Here is a 15,883-nt window from a genome sequence, read left to right on the forward strand (position 1 = left end):
GGATCGCGTGTGAGGAGCCAAATTGGGTTCTTCCTAGGGTGTGTTGAGCTTTCGGGGTTGAGCAATATTAGCTCTGAAACGTCAGCATACATAAATGTCCGTATTCAAACTAAAAGAACTTTTTAATGGCAGAGCAAAATCTCCTCAGTGAAATTAATAAACGACGTACCTTCGCGATTATTTCGCATCCAGATGCGGGTAAAACCACCATCACCGAAAAAGTACTCTTATTCGGACAAGCTATCCAAAAAGCCGGTACAGTAAAAGGCCGTGGCTCTAACCAGCATGCTAAATCTGACTGGATGGACATGGAAAAAGAGCGTGGTATTTCTGTTACTACCTCAGTAATGCAGTTTCCGTATAAAAACGCCTTGGTTAACCTGCTCGACACACCTGGACACGAAGACTTCTCAGAAGATACGTACCGTACGCTAACAGCAGTCGATTCGTGCTTAATGGTTATTGATGCGGCCAAAGGTGTAGAAGACCGTACGCGTAAATTAATGGAAGTAACACGCCTGCGTACTACGCCAATTGTTACTTTTATGAATAAATGTGACCGTGATATACGCGACCCAATGGAGCTGCTTGACGAAGTTGAAACCGAGCTTAAAATAGCGTGTGCGCCTATTACTTGGCCAATTGGTAGCGGTAAAGGCTTTAAAGGCGTTTATCATATTCATAACGATGAAGCGGTTTTATATAAAACTGGCCAAGGTCATAAAATTCAAGACGTGCGCACCATTAAAGGGATAGATAACCCAGAACTGGTTGATGCTATTGGTGACGATCTTGCCGCGCAATTACGCGATGAGCTAGAGCTGGTTATTGGCGCATCCAATGAATTTGATTTAGAGCTGTTTTTAGCCGGCGAACTATCGCCAGTTTATTTTGGTACAGCACTAGGTAACTTTGGTGTTGACCATGTACTTGACGGCTTAACTAAATGGGCGCCAACGCCATTGCCACGTGAAACAGAAGACCGCCAAGTAGTTGCCACTGAAGAGAACTTTACTGGCTTTGTATTTAAAATTCAGGCCAATATGGACCCGAAACACCGCGACCGAATTGCCTTTATGCGCATAGTGTCGGGTAAATACAGCCAAGGCATGAAAATGAATCATGTGCGAATTGGCAAACAAGTAAGTATTTCTGATGCGGTTACGTTTATGGCTGGCGATCGTGAGCGCGCAGGTGATGCATTCGCTGGCGACATTATTGGTTTACATAACCACGGTACGATTCAAATAGGTGATACTTTTACCCAAGGTGAAAAGCTTAAGTTTAGTGGTATTCCTAACTTTGCACCGGAATTATTCCGCCGTATTCGTTTACGTGATCCGCTTAAGCAAAAGCAGTTATTAAAAGGCTTAGTACAACTTTCAGAAGAGGGTGCTGTACAGGTATTTAGACCGCTAATAAACAACGATTTAATTGTAGGCGCAGTAGGTGTACTTCAGTTTGATGTGGTTGTAGCGCGCTTAAAAGCAGAATATAACGTAGATGCAATTTACGAAGGGGTTAACGTAAATACAGCCCGCTGGGTAAGCAGCGACGACGTTAAAAAGTTTGAAGACTTTAAGCGTAAATGTGAAAGCAACCTAGCCTTAGATGGCGGCGATAATTTAACTTACATAGCGCCAAGCCGTGTAAACCTTAATTTATCAGTAGAGCGCTACCCAGAAGTCACCTTTAGCCATACACGCGAAAACTAAAGCCAGCTTAGTAAAATTTTAAAAGCCTGCTTTGGCGGGCTTATTAAGGTAAAAAATATGAACATTCGTACTATTTTAGTAGAAAAAGCCATTGCCGCTATGACAGCTGTAGGCTTACCAGCAGATACTAACCCAGCAGTTACACAAAGTACTCGTCCACAATTTGGTGACTACCAAATTAATGCAGCTATGGGCGCGGCTAAAAAAATGAAAAGCAACCCACGAGAGCTTGCGCAAAAAATTATTGATAACCTAGATGTAAGCGACATTGCCGAAAAAACTGAAATTGCGGGTCCAGGGTTTATAAATATTCATTTAAAGCCTGAATTTTTAGCACAAAGCGTTAAAGCGGCGAACAGTGATGCAAAATTAGCGGTTAATGAACACGCTAATCCACAAAAAGTGGTTGTTGATTACTCATCGCCAAACCTTGCTAAAGAAATGCACGTAGGCCATTTACGCTCAACCATTATTGGTGATGCTATTGTGCGTGCGCTTGAATTTAGAGGCGACAGCGTTGTGCGTCAAAATCACATGGGTGATTGGGGCACACAATTTGGTATGTTGATTGCGCATTTAGAAGATCAAATTAGCCAAGGCGTAGATTTAGATACAGTAGCACTTGCCGATTTAGAAACCTTTTACCGCGACGCTAAAAAACGTTTTGACGATGAAGAAGGCTTTGCCGACAAAGCACGTAATTATGTAGTTAAATTACAAGGCGGTGACGCGCATTGTGAAAAACTGTGGAAGCTTTTTATTGCCACTTCAGTTAAGCACTCTGAAGAAGTATATAAGCGCTTAAATGTAACGCTTACACAAGCTGATATTATGGCTGAAAGCGCATACAACGCTGAGCTAAATGACATTATTAGTTTATTAAAAGATAAAAATATTGCCGTGGAGTCGCAAGGCGCACAGGTTGTATTTTTAGATGAACTAGCAAACAAAGATGGCGAACCATCGGCATTTATTGTACAAAAATCGGGTGGCGGCTTTTTATATGCAACTACAGATTTAGCCGCATGTGATTACCGCTCAAATAAGTTGGGTGCCGATCGTATCTTAATTTTTGTTGATGCGCGCCAAAGCCTGCACTTTAACCAAGTAGAGCTTACAGCACGTAAAGCTGGTTTTTTACGCGATGAAACTAGCTATGAGTTTTGCCCGTTTGGCACCATGATGGGCGCCGACAACAAACCATTTAAAACCCGTACCGGTGGCACAGTTAAACTTGCCGATTTACTCGAAGAGTCGATTAATCGCGCAGCAATAAAATTAGCCGAGCGTGAATCTGATTTATCAGAGCAAGAGCGCAGCGAAATTGCCCGCAAAGTAGGTATTGGCGCAGTTAAATATGCCGACCTTTCTAAGCACCGCACCAGTGATTATATTTTCAACTGGGACAGCATGCTAAGCTTTGAAGGCGCAACAGCACCTTACTTACAATATGCCTATACGCGTATACGCAGTATTTTTCGTAAATCAGGCGTTGATGCAGCTACACTAAATTCAAACGTTACTATCGTAGAGCCGCAAGAAAAAGCGCTAGCGCTTAAGTTACTGCAGCTTGAAGAAGTACTTGATTTAATGATCAGCGAAGCCACACCACACGTACTATGTGGTTACTTATATGAACTAGCAAGCTTATATATGACGTTCTACGAAGCCTGCCCAGTACTTAAAGAAGGCGTAGAGCCAAACGTACGTGATAGCCGTTTAGTGTTATGTAATTTGGTTTCTAAAACATTAGAAACGGGATTAGACTTACTAGGCATTGAAGTCATGGAACAAATGTAATCACCGTCGTATTTTAACCTAATACTGCGTTATCCAATCCGACTTACCCTAATCACATACAAACCGTATGCTCATAGGGATAAGCCGGATTGGACGCCTTGTCTTAGGCTAAACTACTTAGGTGAACTGTCTGCTGCGTGTAGTTCGCTTTAGCTGCGTTGATAAAACTATTTAGCCTAAGTCACATACAAACCGTATGCTCCTTGGCATAAATAGTTTTACCGCCTTGCTAGCACTCCTACACTTGCAGATGTAACGCTTTACACCGTAGGTTGGGTTGAATGAAACGAAACCCAACGATACACCTGAGACTCTGTGTTTATTGCTATCGAATGTACCTAAAGCTTGATGTTTGTTGTTACTAGCATCACTATTTAAGCTCGTTACTCTAAGCTCTTTTCTAACGCTTTATTTAAAGGATTTATTATGAAACTCGAAGATATCCGTCGTGAATACCTGCAAAACGCGTTAAGCGAAGATAACTTGCTTGATGATCCGTTTAAACAGTTTGAAACCTGGCTTGAGCAAGCTGTAGCAAGTAATTTACGTGATCCAACCGCTATGGTAGTGGCGACAGTTGATGATACCGGGCAGCCTTCGCAGCGTATTGTATTGCTTAAGCATTTAGATAATGATGGTTTTGTGTTTTTTACTAATACAGGTTCGCGCAAAGCGCAGGAGCTTAAAGGTAATAATAAAATATCGCTGCACTTTCCTTGGCACCCTATGGAACGCCAAGTAATTGTGTATGGCGAGGCTAAACCTTTACCTACTTCTGCGGTGGCTAAGTACTTTTTATCTCGCCCTAAAGAAAGCCAGCTAGCAGCGTGGGCATCAGCACAAAGTCGCCCAGTTTCATCGCGTAAAGTGTTGATGGAAACCTTTGCCAATATGAAAAACAAGTTTGCTAAAGGTGAAATTCCTTTACCTGACTTTTGGGGTGGCTATTGTGTTGTACCGCAAAAAATTGAGTTTTGGCAAGGTGGGGCACACCGCCTGCACGACCGCTTTATGTATCAGCGCCAAGCAGACAACAGCTGGCAAATTACACGCTTAAACCCTTAATAAATCGATGAGTAAGTAACAATGCAATTTATTGACTCTCATTGCCACCTCGACTTTACAGAGTTTGACTCAAACCGCGAGTCACTCATTAGCGAGTGTGTAGCAAAGGGAGTTGAGCAGTTTGTGGTGCCCGGTATTAGTTTGGCCCAATCGCGTGCACTACTTGAATTTAAAATTAACTTTGCAGGCGTAAAAATAGCTGCAGGACTGCATCCTTACTTTTTAAATCAGCATCAAGAGTCCCATATAGAGCTGCTATTTACATTTGCTACGGCCAATAAAAACCAGCTGGTGGCAATTGGCGAATGCGGTCTAGATCGAAGTATTGAAAACCTCTCCAAACAAACCTTTTTATTTGAACAACAAATAGCACTGGCTAATCAGCTAGGATTACCGTTAATTGTGCATCATAGGCAAAGCCATGATTTAATAGCGCAGTCGTTTAAGCGTTGTAAGCCTAAGTATGGGGGGGTTATTCATGCGTTTTCGGGATCACTTCAACAAGCTCAATATTATATTAAGCAAGGTTTTAAGCTCGGTGTAGGCGGTGTTATTAGCTACCCGCGAGCGGTTAAAACGCGCGATGTAATTGCCAATATAAATACATCGCACCTAGTGCTTGAAACCGACTCGCCATCAATGCCGCTATGTGGTTATCAAGGGAAGATCAATACGCCGCTGCAAATAGTGCGGGTATTTGATGTATTGTGTGAATTAAAGCCCAAACAACACAAAGAGCAACTAGCTACAGAGCTTTACGACTCATGCTGTGATGTTTTTTGTATATAACGATTAACCTGCCATATTTTTAAGCCACGGCCAAATTGCCAAGTAAAAATACATGCAATTACCAACATTAATAATACTTGGCGACCTAAGTCATGAAAATGATTGTGGCTAGATGTAACTGCCGCACGGGTTAAATAAGTAATAGATACAAAACCAACAGGTCTGTCGTCGTCACTTACCACGGGCTCTATAAACGGTGTTTTAAGTTTACTAACACCAGGAGTTGATTCAGATAGCTGGCCGTTAACATGCAGCGATTGCCAATTATCGCTACTGGCTATAAGCATGCCTTGCTGGTCGTAAATTGTGGCTGAAAGTACAAATTCATCTTTGCTTATGTTGTTACATAATGCATTAAGTTGCGGTTTGTTTTTTTCAATTAACGGGGTTTTAGCATTTAATGCCATAAATTTGGTGAGCGATTTTGCCGTACTATCGGCACTGTCATAAAGTAATTGATGGCTTTGAAAACTACTATTAATGCCCACCCAGCTCAGTAATATTAAGCAGGCAGTAGCAAGCAATAAACGCACTAAGCGTTTTTTTTGTGAGGCAGTGATAGGGTTTTTAAGATGGTTATTTTTCATAGTCACCGTATATACTACTGACAGCATTTTGATTTGATGTTACAAATGCTATACCCAAGTTGTTTGGGTATACTATAACCTTAAACCCCACCTGATGGCGAATTTAGCGCAAGTAATATATTTAACATTTTGTAAGTAGCTATCAGGATAACAAAAAAATTCACGGAGAATCCATGTCGCAAACGAACATGGCACAGCCTGGTGCTGAGCAACCATTAACGCAGTTAGTATTAAATAAATGGTTTAGCTATCAGGATGAGGTGTTTTTACCGTTAAAAAACCTACCTAATAAACACCAAGGTTTATTTAGTATTGCCTTTGCTGGCAATTTTAGTATTACCCATATTAAAGCCATAATAGATTTTTTTGCGAAGCATAATCAAACCGTTACAGGGCTTTGCCAGTATCAGCCGGACTTAAGTTTACCAGCGGCACTGTGTTTTTATATTAAGCAAGCAGAGCTGCCGATTAACCCGCTAGTATTACAACAATTTTCCAGCACACTTGATTTTCAGCTAGTGCAAATAGCTTGCCCACCCAACTTGTATGAGCCAGGTTTATTGGTAATGGATATGGATTCAACCGCTATTACTATTGAGTGCATAGATGAAATTGCACGCTTAGCTAACGTATACGATGAGGTTGCTTCGGTAACAGCACTGGCAATGGCTGGTAAGCTTGATTTTAGTGAAAGCCTAAATCAGCGCGTCGCTAAACTTACCGGAATTGAAAAAAGCTTAATAGATGAGTTAAAAAATAATTTACCTTTAATGCCGGGTATTAAAATGCTTTGCCAAATACTTAAACAGCATCAGTGGCACTTAGCCATTGCGTCGGGTGGTTTCGTACCCTTTGCAGAGCAAGTACAAGCGTTAATCAATTTAGATGAAGTACACGCTAATGTGCTTGAATTTAAAGATAATAAGCTCACAGGTAAAGTATTAGGCACAATTGTAGATGCACAGCAAAAAGCCGTTATTTTAGAGTCATTACAGCAACAGCTGGGATTAATAAAGTCGCAAACAGTGGCGATTGGCGATGGGGCTAACGATTTAAAAATGATGGCAACAGCAGGGCTAGGTGTAGCAGTACATGGTAAAGCAAAAGTGGTTGAGCAAGCCCAAGCAGCTATTTGCCAAGGCTCGTTATTACAATTACTGTATATGCTAGCTATACCATTAAATAGTGAGGCTACTGTTTAACGCAGGCGGTTTAGCCAAAGCAGTTTGCGGCGACCCATTTGGTCAACTTGTTGCTGTTCAAGTTTTAAATGGCTTAAGGCTTCTTCGGTGATATCGACAATATCACCGACACCCGCTACAGACCACAATGCCTCTTCTAATTCCCTTGCTTTATGCAGCGCATATTGACTCACATATTTTAGTTCGTTAGATAAATAATCGGTATCTGGGCGTCCAGTACGTGATATATACAAGCGCATAACAAAAATAAGATTCGACTTTAAGCCTTTGCTTATTTGTTCCTGAAAATCATTATAATCCTCACCTGCTATGCAATAACTGGTAATAGACTCTGAAATACTGCCCTTACGGGGATCAAAATTAATCACAAGTGTAAAGGCGCTTGGCGGATCTTGGCGGCTAAGATCTTTTATCTGTGGGGTGATCACATTAACGATTTGCTCATCAGTAATAATGCTCGATAAATCGGTTTTATTACCCAACAAACCAAAGTTTTGTAAAAGCACATGTAGTGGGCTAGGGTATAAGCCAAAGCCAATTGCACCTGCTTTAAAGTGCGCTCCTTCTTTATGTAAATAAAGTGGGAACTGGCAAACGCTTTTAGTTACCATATTTCTAAGTGCTGTAGAGAGCCCAGGCACTTTGGGCGCTTCTTCTGACACTTTTAGTTTATCTTTATTACTGTTAATTAACTGCGTAAAAAACAGCACTCCAGCATGGGGTAAGTCGGCAACTCGGCTGGCTTTTAAATTAATAATAGTGAACGACTTATTTACAGCCATCACTTCGTACTTTAGCTCACTAAGCTGATATGTTTTGGTTATTTTTTGTAAGTCAGGAAACGAGAGTAAAACAATGTCGCCTTTTTTTAAGCTTACTGGTTGTTTGCATTCAAGCTGCAAGCCCATAACCGAAAAGTCGCGAGTAAGGCCATGTACTACCTCATCGTTTACGCTAATCGACACATTCGTTTTATATAAGTAGCGCTTATCAGAGCGAAGATTTACATACTCTAAAGGTACAATATCTAAATAAGGCGCAGACTTACTTTTGCTATGGCCAAAATGCTTCAATTGATTAATCAAAGCTTTATCGTAATTTAATTGCTGATTGTGTTGCTGTTCAGTTTTATTACCAATAGCAGTTAGTACCACCATATATTTTACATTTTTCACTAACCCTTCTACCCGAGGAGAAGGCGGCTTATTGAGCTTTTCAATATTTTTACTTACAGTGTTTGGTAACGATAAAGGAATAAATGAGTCATCTGGATGGCTTGGCATAATTTGTATTTTAAAGCACTGCCAGGTGTCTTTTTGACTGCCAAAAGCTAAAAATAAGTTTTTTAGCTGAGGGTTTTGTTCAAGCTCATTACGTGTTGCAGAATAATAATAAATTTTGCCCGCTGAAATATGAGTAAAAGTATATAAATAATCTTCTTTAACTGGAGTCTGTTTTAAAAGTAATGCATTAATACGTTGCTCATTAAGCACACTGTATAAACAAGGGTTTTGGCGTTCATCGGTAAAGTAACGTTGAATAAAAATGTTGTTTTCGGTGGTTAGACTTAAGCTAGGATAAAGTACATTGTCTTTTTTACTTAAAAACACATATAAAGAGGTGACGCGTGGAATATAGTATTGCTCGTAACCCTTAGAAACCACAGCATCGAGCGTATTATCAAGGTTTACTTTATAGCGACGTTTATTACCGTGGATAAAGCTTTCTAAAAAATTATCAAACGCTTCATTATTTTCAATAAAGGTGCGTTTTAAACGAATATGATTAAACTCTTTAGAAATATTTTCTACGGCGACAACCTCATACTGAATGCCATTTTTTAAACCTAGCTCAAAGTCTTGCTCTAAACCTACCAAACGCAAGGCGATTAAATGTCCTTTTTTTAGCACATAACGAGTGGCTAGCTTTATTTTACAACCACTGAGGGATATATCGGAAGTGCTAGCAGCAATACTTTTTTTGTCGTTGTATTCAACCGTTACTTTAATTGAATAGTTCATTCGCTCTTCAGAGCGGCTTTCATAAGAGGCAAACTTTATAACATTTGTATTAAGGGAGTCATCAATGGCTTGCTCTGCAATTTTTTCTGTGGTTTTGCGTTGTAACACCCGATGATTATTTTCGGTGTTCATCACTGCCTCATAAACGGCAAGGGTATAACCACCGTGTTGTTTTAGCGCAGCTTCAAATACTTCAATCGCTGTTTCATCCATGAAATGTTGCTTGCCATTGTGATCATAAGGCTTTACCTGCCCAGTCACTAAACCACGTAAGTCAATAAAGCGCGCTATCGGCTGAGATAAGCGTGTCATTTCCATTTTCATTAAAAACTGTTCAGGCTTTGTAAGCCCAGCTATTTTAGACTTAAAAATTAAATCAAATTTAGGGTTGCCTAAATAATGTTTTAATTCAGATATAAGATCTTCGTGCTTGAGCAGTATGTCTTCAGCCATTTATAAAACCATCACCGTCTAATTAAAAAAGTAGGTATACTATTAAATCCATTTATTAGAAAACTCAATAAATGTCGTATCGTGTTATTGTTGTTAATATAGGTACGATTATTCGAGTAACTACAGTTTAGCGCTTGTTATTATGTGTTAAATACCAATTTATTGGCAAGTTACTTTAAACTATTATTCAAGCAATAAGTATGCCCTAAAGTATAGTAAAAAAGAAAACAGCATTTATAGATAATAATAGTAGTGCTAAATTATCTTGTTGGCATGACTCATTGTTAGGCGAAAGTTTAAAATGGTAAAATAAGCACTTAACATTAAGTATTTTTAAAATTAAAGAATAGTAGGTAAAGTTATAAATGGCTAAAGCGGCAAAAGTAGAGTTTGTTTGTACCGAATGTGGCATGAACTACCAACGTTGGCAAGGTCAATGCCGCTGTGGTGCATGGAACACATTAGCAGAATTTAAACCGTCAGCAGGGCAAAGTAAAAAAGCATCGGCACGCGTAAGTGTAGGTGGTTATGCTGGGGGGATTGGTGGCGGTTCTAAAAAAATTAATGATATTGCTACCGCAGAAACTGAAAAACAGTTAACTGAAATTGGCGAGCTCGATCGTGTTTTAAGTGGCGGTGTAACAACGGGGTCAGTTAATATAATCTCTGGCGATCCAGGGGCTGGTAAAACAACCTTGTTATCTGATTTAGTGGCACGAATGTCACAACGCATGCCCTCACTTTACTGTACCGCAGAAGAATCTTTATCGCAGTTTAAAAACAGAGTGAATCGTTTAAAGTTAAATTATAACCCTGATGCGCTTTATTTACTTTCCGAAACCAGTGTTGAAACCATCATTGAAGAACTCGATAAAAATAAAATTAAGTTTGCAGTAATAGACTCCATTCAAGCAGTGGTCACCGACACAGCTAACGGTAGCCCAGGCTCGCCTTCGCAAGTAAAAAGTGCCGCGCAAGCACTTACGCAATACTGTAAGCAAAATGATGTCACTATGTTCATTATTGCCCATGTAAATAAAAACAACGAAATAGCTGGTCCGCAAACGCTGGTGCATATAGTTGACGCACTATTGCATATAGATACTAACGATGGGCAAATTCGTACCTTACGAGCAAATAAAAACCGCTTTGGTGATATAGATACAGTCGGTATTTTTAGAATGTGCGAACGCGGTATGCTCAGCGTTGATAACCCCAGCGAAATATTTTTATCAGGCTCAACTACAGATTCACCTGGCTCTGCAATTACGTGTATTCGTAAAGGTAATCGTAATTTATTACTCGAAATTCAATGTTTAACCACTGAAATTGAGGCGGAATTTCCGCAGCGTGTTTGCGTTGGTTTAAACATGAACCGAATAAAAATGCTCACCGGCATACTGCGTAAGCACACAAAAACTAAAATATTTCACGATACGTTTTTTAATATAGTGGGTGGCTTAAAAATTGATGAATCAGAAACCTGTATAGATTTAGCGTTGGTTGCTGCGCTACTTAGCAGCTTAAATGATTTTGTGGTGCCACGTACCACTTGTATTATGGGAGAGCTGAGTTTAAATGGCGACGTACGCCCAATAGACAGTGGCGTACCGCGCGTTAAAGAAGCTGCGCAGCATGGCTTTACGGAAATATTTATTCCATTTCGTAATTACCATAAATCAATGGAAGGGCTGGGCGCTAAGATCACCCCGATAAAAACAGTACATGAGTTACTTAGTTTAATTAATTAGCAAAAACGCTTATCGGTGATGTTCTGCAATGTTACTCTTGAGCTGAAACAATTTATATAAAGACTTAAATAAGGAAATAACATGAAAAAGTTAGTTATAGCTGCAGCAATTGTAGCTGCCGGTGTTGGTGGCGTAAGTTATGCAAATCACGTAGCCACTAAAGAAGTACGTGCAGAAATAGATAAGCAACTAGCACTAGTGAGCGAGCAAACCGGCGCTACATTTAAGTATGCAGACTTATCGGCTAGTGTTATTTCCAATAGTGTAGAAATTAGCAATATGGAAGTCATTAGTTCTGAAGGCGATAATGTTGCCAGTATTCAAAGCATTGAAGTGACAGGCTACGAAACCGATAAAATTTCACCACACACTACATTTGATGTAAAAAGCTTTCAATTTAATAAAGACTTTGTGGCTAAATTACCAGCCGATACAAATACTATGTTAGCGTCGGCCAGTTACGATTTACATTCATCACTTGATTACGATGAAAAATCGGGCGACAGCGATGTGGTAGTTAAGTTAGATGCAAAAGACATTGTTAGCTTTAATATGAATATGGGTCTGGCAAACACACAAGCACTTATGGATGCATCGCTTGCGATCAGTAAAGCACAGCAAGCAGCGGGCAGCGAACCTTTAACTTATGAGCAAGAATTACAGCAGCAAACGCTAATAATGCAAGCTATGAGTAAGTTAGAGCCGCGCAGTGTTAACTTTGAACTTAATAACCAAGGCGAGCTTAAAGCATTGCTAGAAAGCGAGCTTATTAAGCAAGGTATGAGTGTTGAGCAAATGCAAATGATGGTTGAGCAGCAGCTACAGCAAGCGCCAGTAACCGAAGAAATTGCAGAAGCGATTAGCGGCTTTGTTAAAGGCTTAAATTCATTTAGCGTGTCGGCAAAACTACCTGAAGGCAAAACTATGATGGAAGTTAACCAACAAATAATGATGCTAATAGGCCAGCCTGAAAAGCTTGTAGAGTACATTAATCTAGAAGTTAAAGGCGACTAAAAGTAGCTATAGCAATCGCGATATCAGTTAAAAATGATAGCACGATACACATAATTAAAGCGTGAGTTTAACTCGCGCTTTTTTATGCGTAAATTTTGCGTTTAGACTAGGTGTTAACTCTCAAAATTAACAATTAGTTTACCAGCACTCATTTAATCGTTAGTATTCATTACTACAAAAACTGTTATTTATCATATTAAATAGCCATTAAGGCTCAAACTAATTACTTAAAGTTGAATGGGGTTACAGATGGGAAAAGGTCGATTAGAAGCTTTTAGTGATGGTGTGTTGGCAATTATTATTACCATTATGGTATTGGAGCTAAAAATACCTGAAGGCGCAGGAATTGAAGCACTTGTGCCTATGCTCCCTAACTTTTTTAGCTATGTTTTAAGTTTTGTATACGTAGGGATTTACTGGAATAACCATCATCATTTATTACACGCTGCTGGCAGTGTTTCGGGTGGGGTATTGTGGTCAAATTTAAATTTACTTTTTTGGTTATCATTATTCCCGTTTTCGACCAGTTGGATGGGAGGTAATCACTTTGAGCCGCTACCTACCGCGACTTATGGTGCCGTGCTGTTTATGGCGGCGATTGCGTATAATATTTTACAACGCAGCATAATGGCGACAGATGGCTGCAGCTCTGTATTGCGCAAAGCAATCGGTGCAGACTGGAAAGGCAAAGTGTCTATGGCGCTTTACTTATCGGCAGTAGGCGTAGCATTTGTAGCACCATGGTTAGCACAAGTAATATATGTAGCAGTGGCGCTGCTATGGTTAGTGCCAGATAAAAGAATAGAGCAGGCCGTTAATCAAAATTAAATTTATTACTCTTTTAATTAGTTTTACCGCTAAGTAGGGCAATAAAAAAGCCGCGTTTGTTATAAAGCAAACGCGGCTTAAAATTTTCTAGAGCTTAAATTAGTTAATGCAGAATACGTGCTCTTATCGTGCCTTCAACAGCGCTTAGCTCTTTAAGGGCAACTTCTGAGTGGTCGGTATCTACATCAATAACTACATAACCAATTGACTCATCTGTTTGTAGGTACTGCGCGGCAATGTTAATACCGTGCTGCGCAAACGCTTGGTTTATTTGTGTTAATACGCCAGGACGGTTGTGATGTACATGCAGTAAGCGACTACGATTAGCAAGCTCTGGTAGTGAAACCTCAGGGAAGTTAACAGCAGTAATAGTTGAGCCGTTATCTGAGTATTTAGCTAGTTTTCCAGCTACTTCAATACCAATGTTTTCTTGCGCTTCTTGAGTTGAGCCACCAATGTGCGGCGTTAAAATAACATTGTCGAAATTACGCAGTGGCGATACAAACTCTTCATCGTTAGATTTAGGCTCAACCGGGAATACATCGATTGCTGCGCCGCTGAGTTTTTTATCGGTAAGCGCTTCTGCCAATGCATCAATATCAACTACAGTACCGCGAGACGCATTAATTAAAATAGCGCCCTGTTTCATAACCGCAAGTTCGGCAGTGCCAATAAGGTTCTTAGTTTGTGGGGTTTCAGGTACATGCAAAGTAATAATATCAGAGCGTTGTAATAGCTGAGTTAAATTATGTACTTGCTTAGCGTTGCCAAGTGATAACTTATCTTCAATATCGTAAAACTCAACATGCATACCAATATTTTCGGCCATAATACCTAACTGGGTACCAATGTGGCCATAGCCAATAATACCCAATGTTTTACCACGAGCTTCAAACGAGCCGTTTGCGGTTTTTAACCAGCCGCCACGATGTGCAGCAGCATTACGCTGAGGAATACCGCGTAATAGCAACAGTATTTCACCAAGTACAAGCTCTGCAACCGAGCGGGTGTTAGAAAATGGTGCGTTAAATACTGCAATACCACGTTCGCGCGCCGCATTTAAGTCAACCTGGTTGGTGCCAATACAAAAACAGCCAACCGCAACGAGCTTTTCAGCTGCTTCTAACACAGCTTGGTTAATATGAGTACGAGAACGAAGCCCCACAAAGTGTACGTCTTTAATACGTTCTTTTAGCTCGTCCTCAGGTAAGGATGTTTTAACATAGTCGATGTTGCTATAACCGTTACGTTTTAGCGTTTCAACAGCGCTTTGGTGAACACCTTCAAGCAAAAGAATTTTAATTTTGTCTTTTGCCAACGATACCTTACTCATAACCTCATCCTATTTAATTTGTGGCCCATTTTTAGTGCCGATAATCACTTTATCAGCGCCACGCTCTGCGAATAGGCCGTTGGTAACTACGCCAACAATTTGATTAATTTGTGTTTCAAGTTGTTTAGCTTGGGTAATTTTTAAATTATGTACATCTAAAATAACGTTACCGTTATCGGTAACTACACCTTGGCGATACACAGGATCACCGCCAAGTTTTAATAATTCGCGTGCTACGTAACTGCGTGCCATGGGTATAACTTCAACCGGCAGTGGAAAACCACCCAAGGTTGCTACTAATTTGGTGTCATCTACAATGCACACAAATTGTTTAGCTACCGCTGCTACTATTTTTTCACGAGTAAGGGCTGCACCGCCGCCTTTAATCATTTCGTTATGGGCGTTAATTTCATCAGCGCCGTCAACGTATACATCTAAAACATCAACGTCATTAAGTTCAAATACTTCAATGCCTAGCGCTTTTAAACGAGCTGTTGAGGCTTCTGAACTAGAAACTGCACCTTTAATGGTGTCTTTTATTGAGCCTAGTGCATCAATAAAGTGATTAACCGTTGAGCCTGTACCTACGCCTACAATAGTGTTCTCTTTTACAAACTCTAACGCTGCCCAAGCAGCTGCTTTTTTTAATTCGTCTTGTGTCATTGTTTTATGCTCATTTATGTCAAAAATTTCTGCTGGTATACAAAGTAACGCTTTACCAACAGTAGGTTTTATTTGGGGTGATAATTGTTTTAAGTGGCACATCCCATGATTCTATGGGTAAAGCTGTTACTTTTTGGCATTCATGTGCTAAACCAATAAGTTGCGGCTTTTGCCAGTGTTGCTGGTGTAGCCGCGCCAATGTCCGATCGTAAAACCCACCCCCCATTCCTAAGCGATTACCTTGGTTATCAAATGCCACTAATGGCATAAGTAGGTAATCAAGCTCTGGTAACGGGCATATTTGAGTACAATTGAGCTTAGGTTCCAAGATACCATAGCGGTTTGCCTTCATGGGTGAGTTTTTTTCATAACGCTGAAATAGTAAATTAGCCCCGTTAAAGGGGTGGATTACAGGTAGGTAAAGGGTGTGCCCTTTATCCCATAATTCATTAATTAACAATGAGGTATCTAACTCGCCGTCGTTACTAAAATAAATGGCAATATGCTCTTTTTTAGTGTTTTTTTTGCCATTTAAGTATTGAATAAAATTCACTTTTAGCGATTGGGCGGCAATTAATTGTTGGTTACTTGATAAATTATTACGCAGTTCGCGGACAGACGCTCTTATTGTTGCACGTTTATTGCTCACTTTAGGATTTCAC

At 40.1% G+C, this 15,883-nt stretch carries 13 protein-coding genes; 8 read left to right on the forward strand and 5 right to left on the reverse strand.

Translation table 11 applies throughout. From position 1 onward, the window contains the following. The first annotated feature begins 125 nt into the window (after window positions 1-125). From prfC to PNIG_RS03540, 4 genes are all read left to right on the forward strand, one after another. A complete protein-coding gene (gene prfC, locus PNIG_RS03525; RefSeq protein ID WP_011327353.1) occupies window positions 126-1,715 on the forward strand; it encodes a peptide chain release factor 3 in 1,590 nt (529 codons plus the stop codon). A gap of 57 nt (window positions 1,716-1,772) precedes the next feature. Further along, window positions 1,773-3,515 (forward strand): arginine--tRNA ligase, encoded by a 1,743-nt coding sequence (gene argS / locus PNIG_RS03530; RefSeq protein ID WP_089367818.1) that lies wholly within the window; start codon window positions 1,773-1,775, stop codon window positions 3,513-3,515. Between the two features lie 426 nt (window positions 3,516-3,941). Next, window positions 3,942-4,580, forward strand: coding sequence for a pyridoxamine 5'-phosphate oxidase (pdxH, locus tag PNIG_RS03535; RefSeq protein WP_089367819.1), 639 nt, complete (start codon window positions 3,942-3,944; stop codon window positions 4,578-4,580). A 21-nt stretch (window positions 4,581-4,601) separates the two neighbouring features. Then, a complete protein-coding gene (locus PNIG_RS03540) occupies window positions 4,602-5,369 on the forward strand; it encodes a TatD family hydrolase (protein ID WP_089367820.1) in 768 nt (255 codons plus the stop codon). On the opposite strand, the gene PNIG_RS03545 is transcribed toward PNIG_RS03540, so the two are convergent. Then, window positions 5,336-5,956, reverse strand: a complete 621-nt coding sequence (locus PNIG_RS03545) for an AhpA/YtjB family protein (protein ID WP_089367821.1) — start codon at window positions 5,954-5,956, stop codon at window positions 5,336-5,338. The two genes, PNIG_RS03540 and PNIG_RS03545, sit on opposite strands and share 34 nt — an antisense overlap. Before the next feature lie 173 nt (window positions 5,957-6,129). Here PNIG_RS03545 and serB point away from each other — a divergent pair, with 173 nt between their 5' ends. Then, window positions 6,130-7,158, forward strand: a complete 1,029-nt coding sequence (serB, locus tag PNIG_RS03550; protein WP_011327358.1) for a phosphoserine phosphatase SerB — start codon at window positions 6,130-6,132, stop codon at window positions 7,156-7,158. On the opposite strand, the gene PNIG_RS03555 is transcribed toward serB, so the two are convergent. After that, window positions 7,155-9,632 (reverse strand): PilZ domain-containing protein, encoded by a 2,478-nt coding sequence (locus PNIG_RS03555; protein WP_089367822.1) that lies wholly within the window; start codon window positions 9,630-9,632, stop codon window positions 7,155-7,157. The two genes, serB and PNIG_RS03555, sit on opposite strands and share 4 nt — an antisense overlap. A 365-nt stretch (window positions 9,633-9,997) precedes the next feature. On the opposite strand from PNIG_RS03555, the gene radA reads away from it, so the two are divergent. The 3 genes from radA (at window position 9,998) to PNIG_RS03570 (ending at window position 13,225) form a co-directional block, all read left to right on the forward strand. Then, complete coding sequence (gene radA / locus PNIG_RS03560; RefSeq protein WP_011327360.1) at window positions 9,998-11,383, forward strand: DNA repair protein RadA; 1,386 nt, start codon at window positions 9,998-10,000, stop codon at window positions 11,381-11,383. An 81-nt stretch (window positions 11,384-11,464) separates the two neighbouring features. After that, window positions 11,465-12,397 (forward strand): hypothetical protein, encoded by a 933-nt coding sequence (locus PNIG_RS03565; protein WP_089367823.1) that lies wholly within the window; start codon window positions 11,465-11,467, stop codon window positions 12,395-12,397. 249 nt (window positions 12,398-12,646) lie between these two features. Further along, window positions 12,647-13,225, forward strand: a complete 579-nt coding sequence (locus tag PNIG_RS03570; RefSeq protein WP_011327362.1) for a TMEM175 family protein — start codon at window positions 12,647-12,649, stop codon at window positions 13,223-13,225. A 103-nt stretch (window positions 13,226-13,328) separates the two neighbouring features. Here the strand turns inward: PNIG_RS03570 and serA are convergent, their stop codons facing one another. Genes serA through PNIG_RS03585 form a run of 3 tightly spaced genes read right to left on the reverse strand, consistent with a single transcriptional unit; the run spans window position 13,329 to window position 15,870 of the window. Beyond that, window positions 13,329-14,558 (reverse strand): phosphoglycerate dehydrogenase, encoded by a 1,230-nt coding sequence (gene serA / locus PNIG_RS03575; RefSeq protein ID WP_011327363.1) that lies wholly within the window; start codon window positions 14,556-14,558, stop codon window positions 13,329-13,331. A 9-nt stretch (window positions 14,559-14,567) separates the two neighbouring features. Then, entirely contained in the window at window positions 14,568-15,221 is a 654-nt protein-coding gene (rpiA, locus tag PNIG_RS03580) for a ribose-5-phosphate isomerase RpiA (RefSeq protein WP_089368934.1), read from the reverse strand. Between the two features lie 52 nt (window positions 15,222-15,273). Then, window positions 15,274-15,870, reverse strand: a complete 597-nt coding sequence (locus PNIG_RS03585) for a 5-formyltetrahydrofolate cyclo-ligase (RefSeq protein ID WP_089367824.1) — start codon at window positions 15,868-15,870, stop codon at window positions 15,274-15,276. Window positions 15,871-15,883 lie beyond the last annotated feature (13 nt).

It is taken from the genome of Pseudoalteromonas nigrifaciens, assembly GCF_002221505.1.
Classification (GTDB): domain Bacteria; phylum Pseudomonadota; class Gammaproteobacteria; order Enterobacterales; family Alteromonadaceae; genus Pseudoalteromonas; species Pseudoalteromonas nigrifaciens.

Coding starts and splice junctions, on each gene's coding strand:
- PNIG_RS03545 (WP_089367821.1), bottom strand. CDS start 5,956: ATGAAAAATAACCATCTTAAAAACCCTATCACTGCCTCACAAAAAAAA.
- PNIG_RS03555 (WP_089367822.1), bottom strand. CDS start 9,632: ATGGCTGAAGACATACTGCTCAAGCACGAAGATCTTATATCTGAATTA.
- PNIG_RS03565 (WP_089367823.1), top strand. CDS start 11,465: ATGAAAAAGTTAGTTATAGCTGCAGCAATTGTAGCTGCCGGTGTTGGT.
- prfC (WP_011327353.1), top strand. CDS start 126: ATGGCAGAGCAAAATCTCCTCAGTGAAATTAATAAACGACGTACCTTC.
- PNIG_RS03570 (WP_011327362.1), top strand. CDS start 12,647: ATGGGAAAAGGTCGATTAGAAGCTTTTAGTGATGGTGTGTTGGCAATT.
- rpiA (WP_089368934.1), bottom strand. CDS start 15,221: ATGACACAAGACGAATTAAAAAAAGCAGCTGCTTGGGCAGCGTTAGAG.
- pdxH (WP_089367819.1), top strand. CDS start 3,942: ATGAAACTCGAAGATATCCGTCGTGAATACCTGCAAAACGCGTTAAGC.
- serB (WP_011327358.1), top strand. CDS start 6,130: ATGTCGCAAACGAACATGGCACAGCCTGGTGCTGAGCAACCATTAACG.
- argS (WP_089367818.1), top strand. CDS start 1,773: ATGAACATTCGTACTATTTTAGTAGAAAAAGCCATTGCCGCTATGACA.
- radA (WP_011327360.1), top strand. CDS start 9,998: ATGGCTAAAGCGGCAAAAGTAGAGTTTGTTTGTACCGAATGTGGCATG.
- serA (WP_011327363.1), bottom strand. CDS start 14,558: ATGAGTAAGGTATCGTTGGCAAAAGACAAAATTAAAATTCTTTTGCTT.
- PNIG_RS03540 (WP_089367820.1), top strand. CDS start 4,602: ATGCAATTTATTGACTCTCATTGCCACCTCGACTTTACAGAGTTTGAC.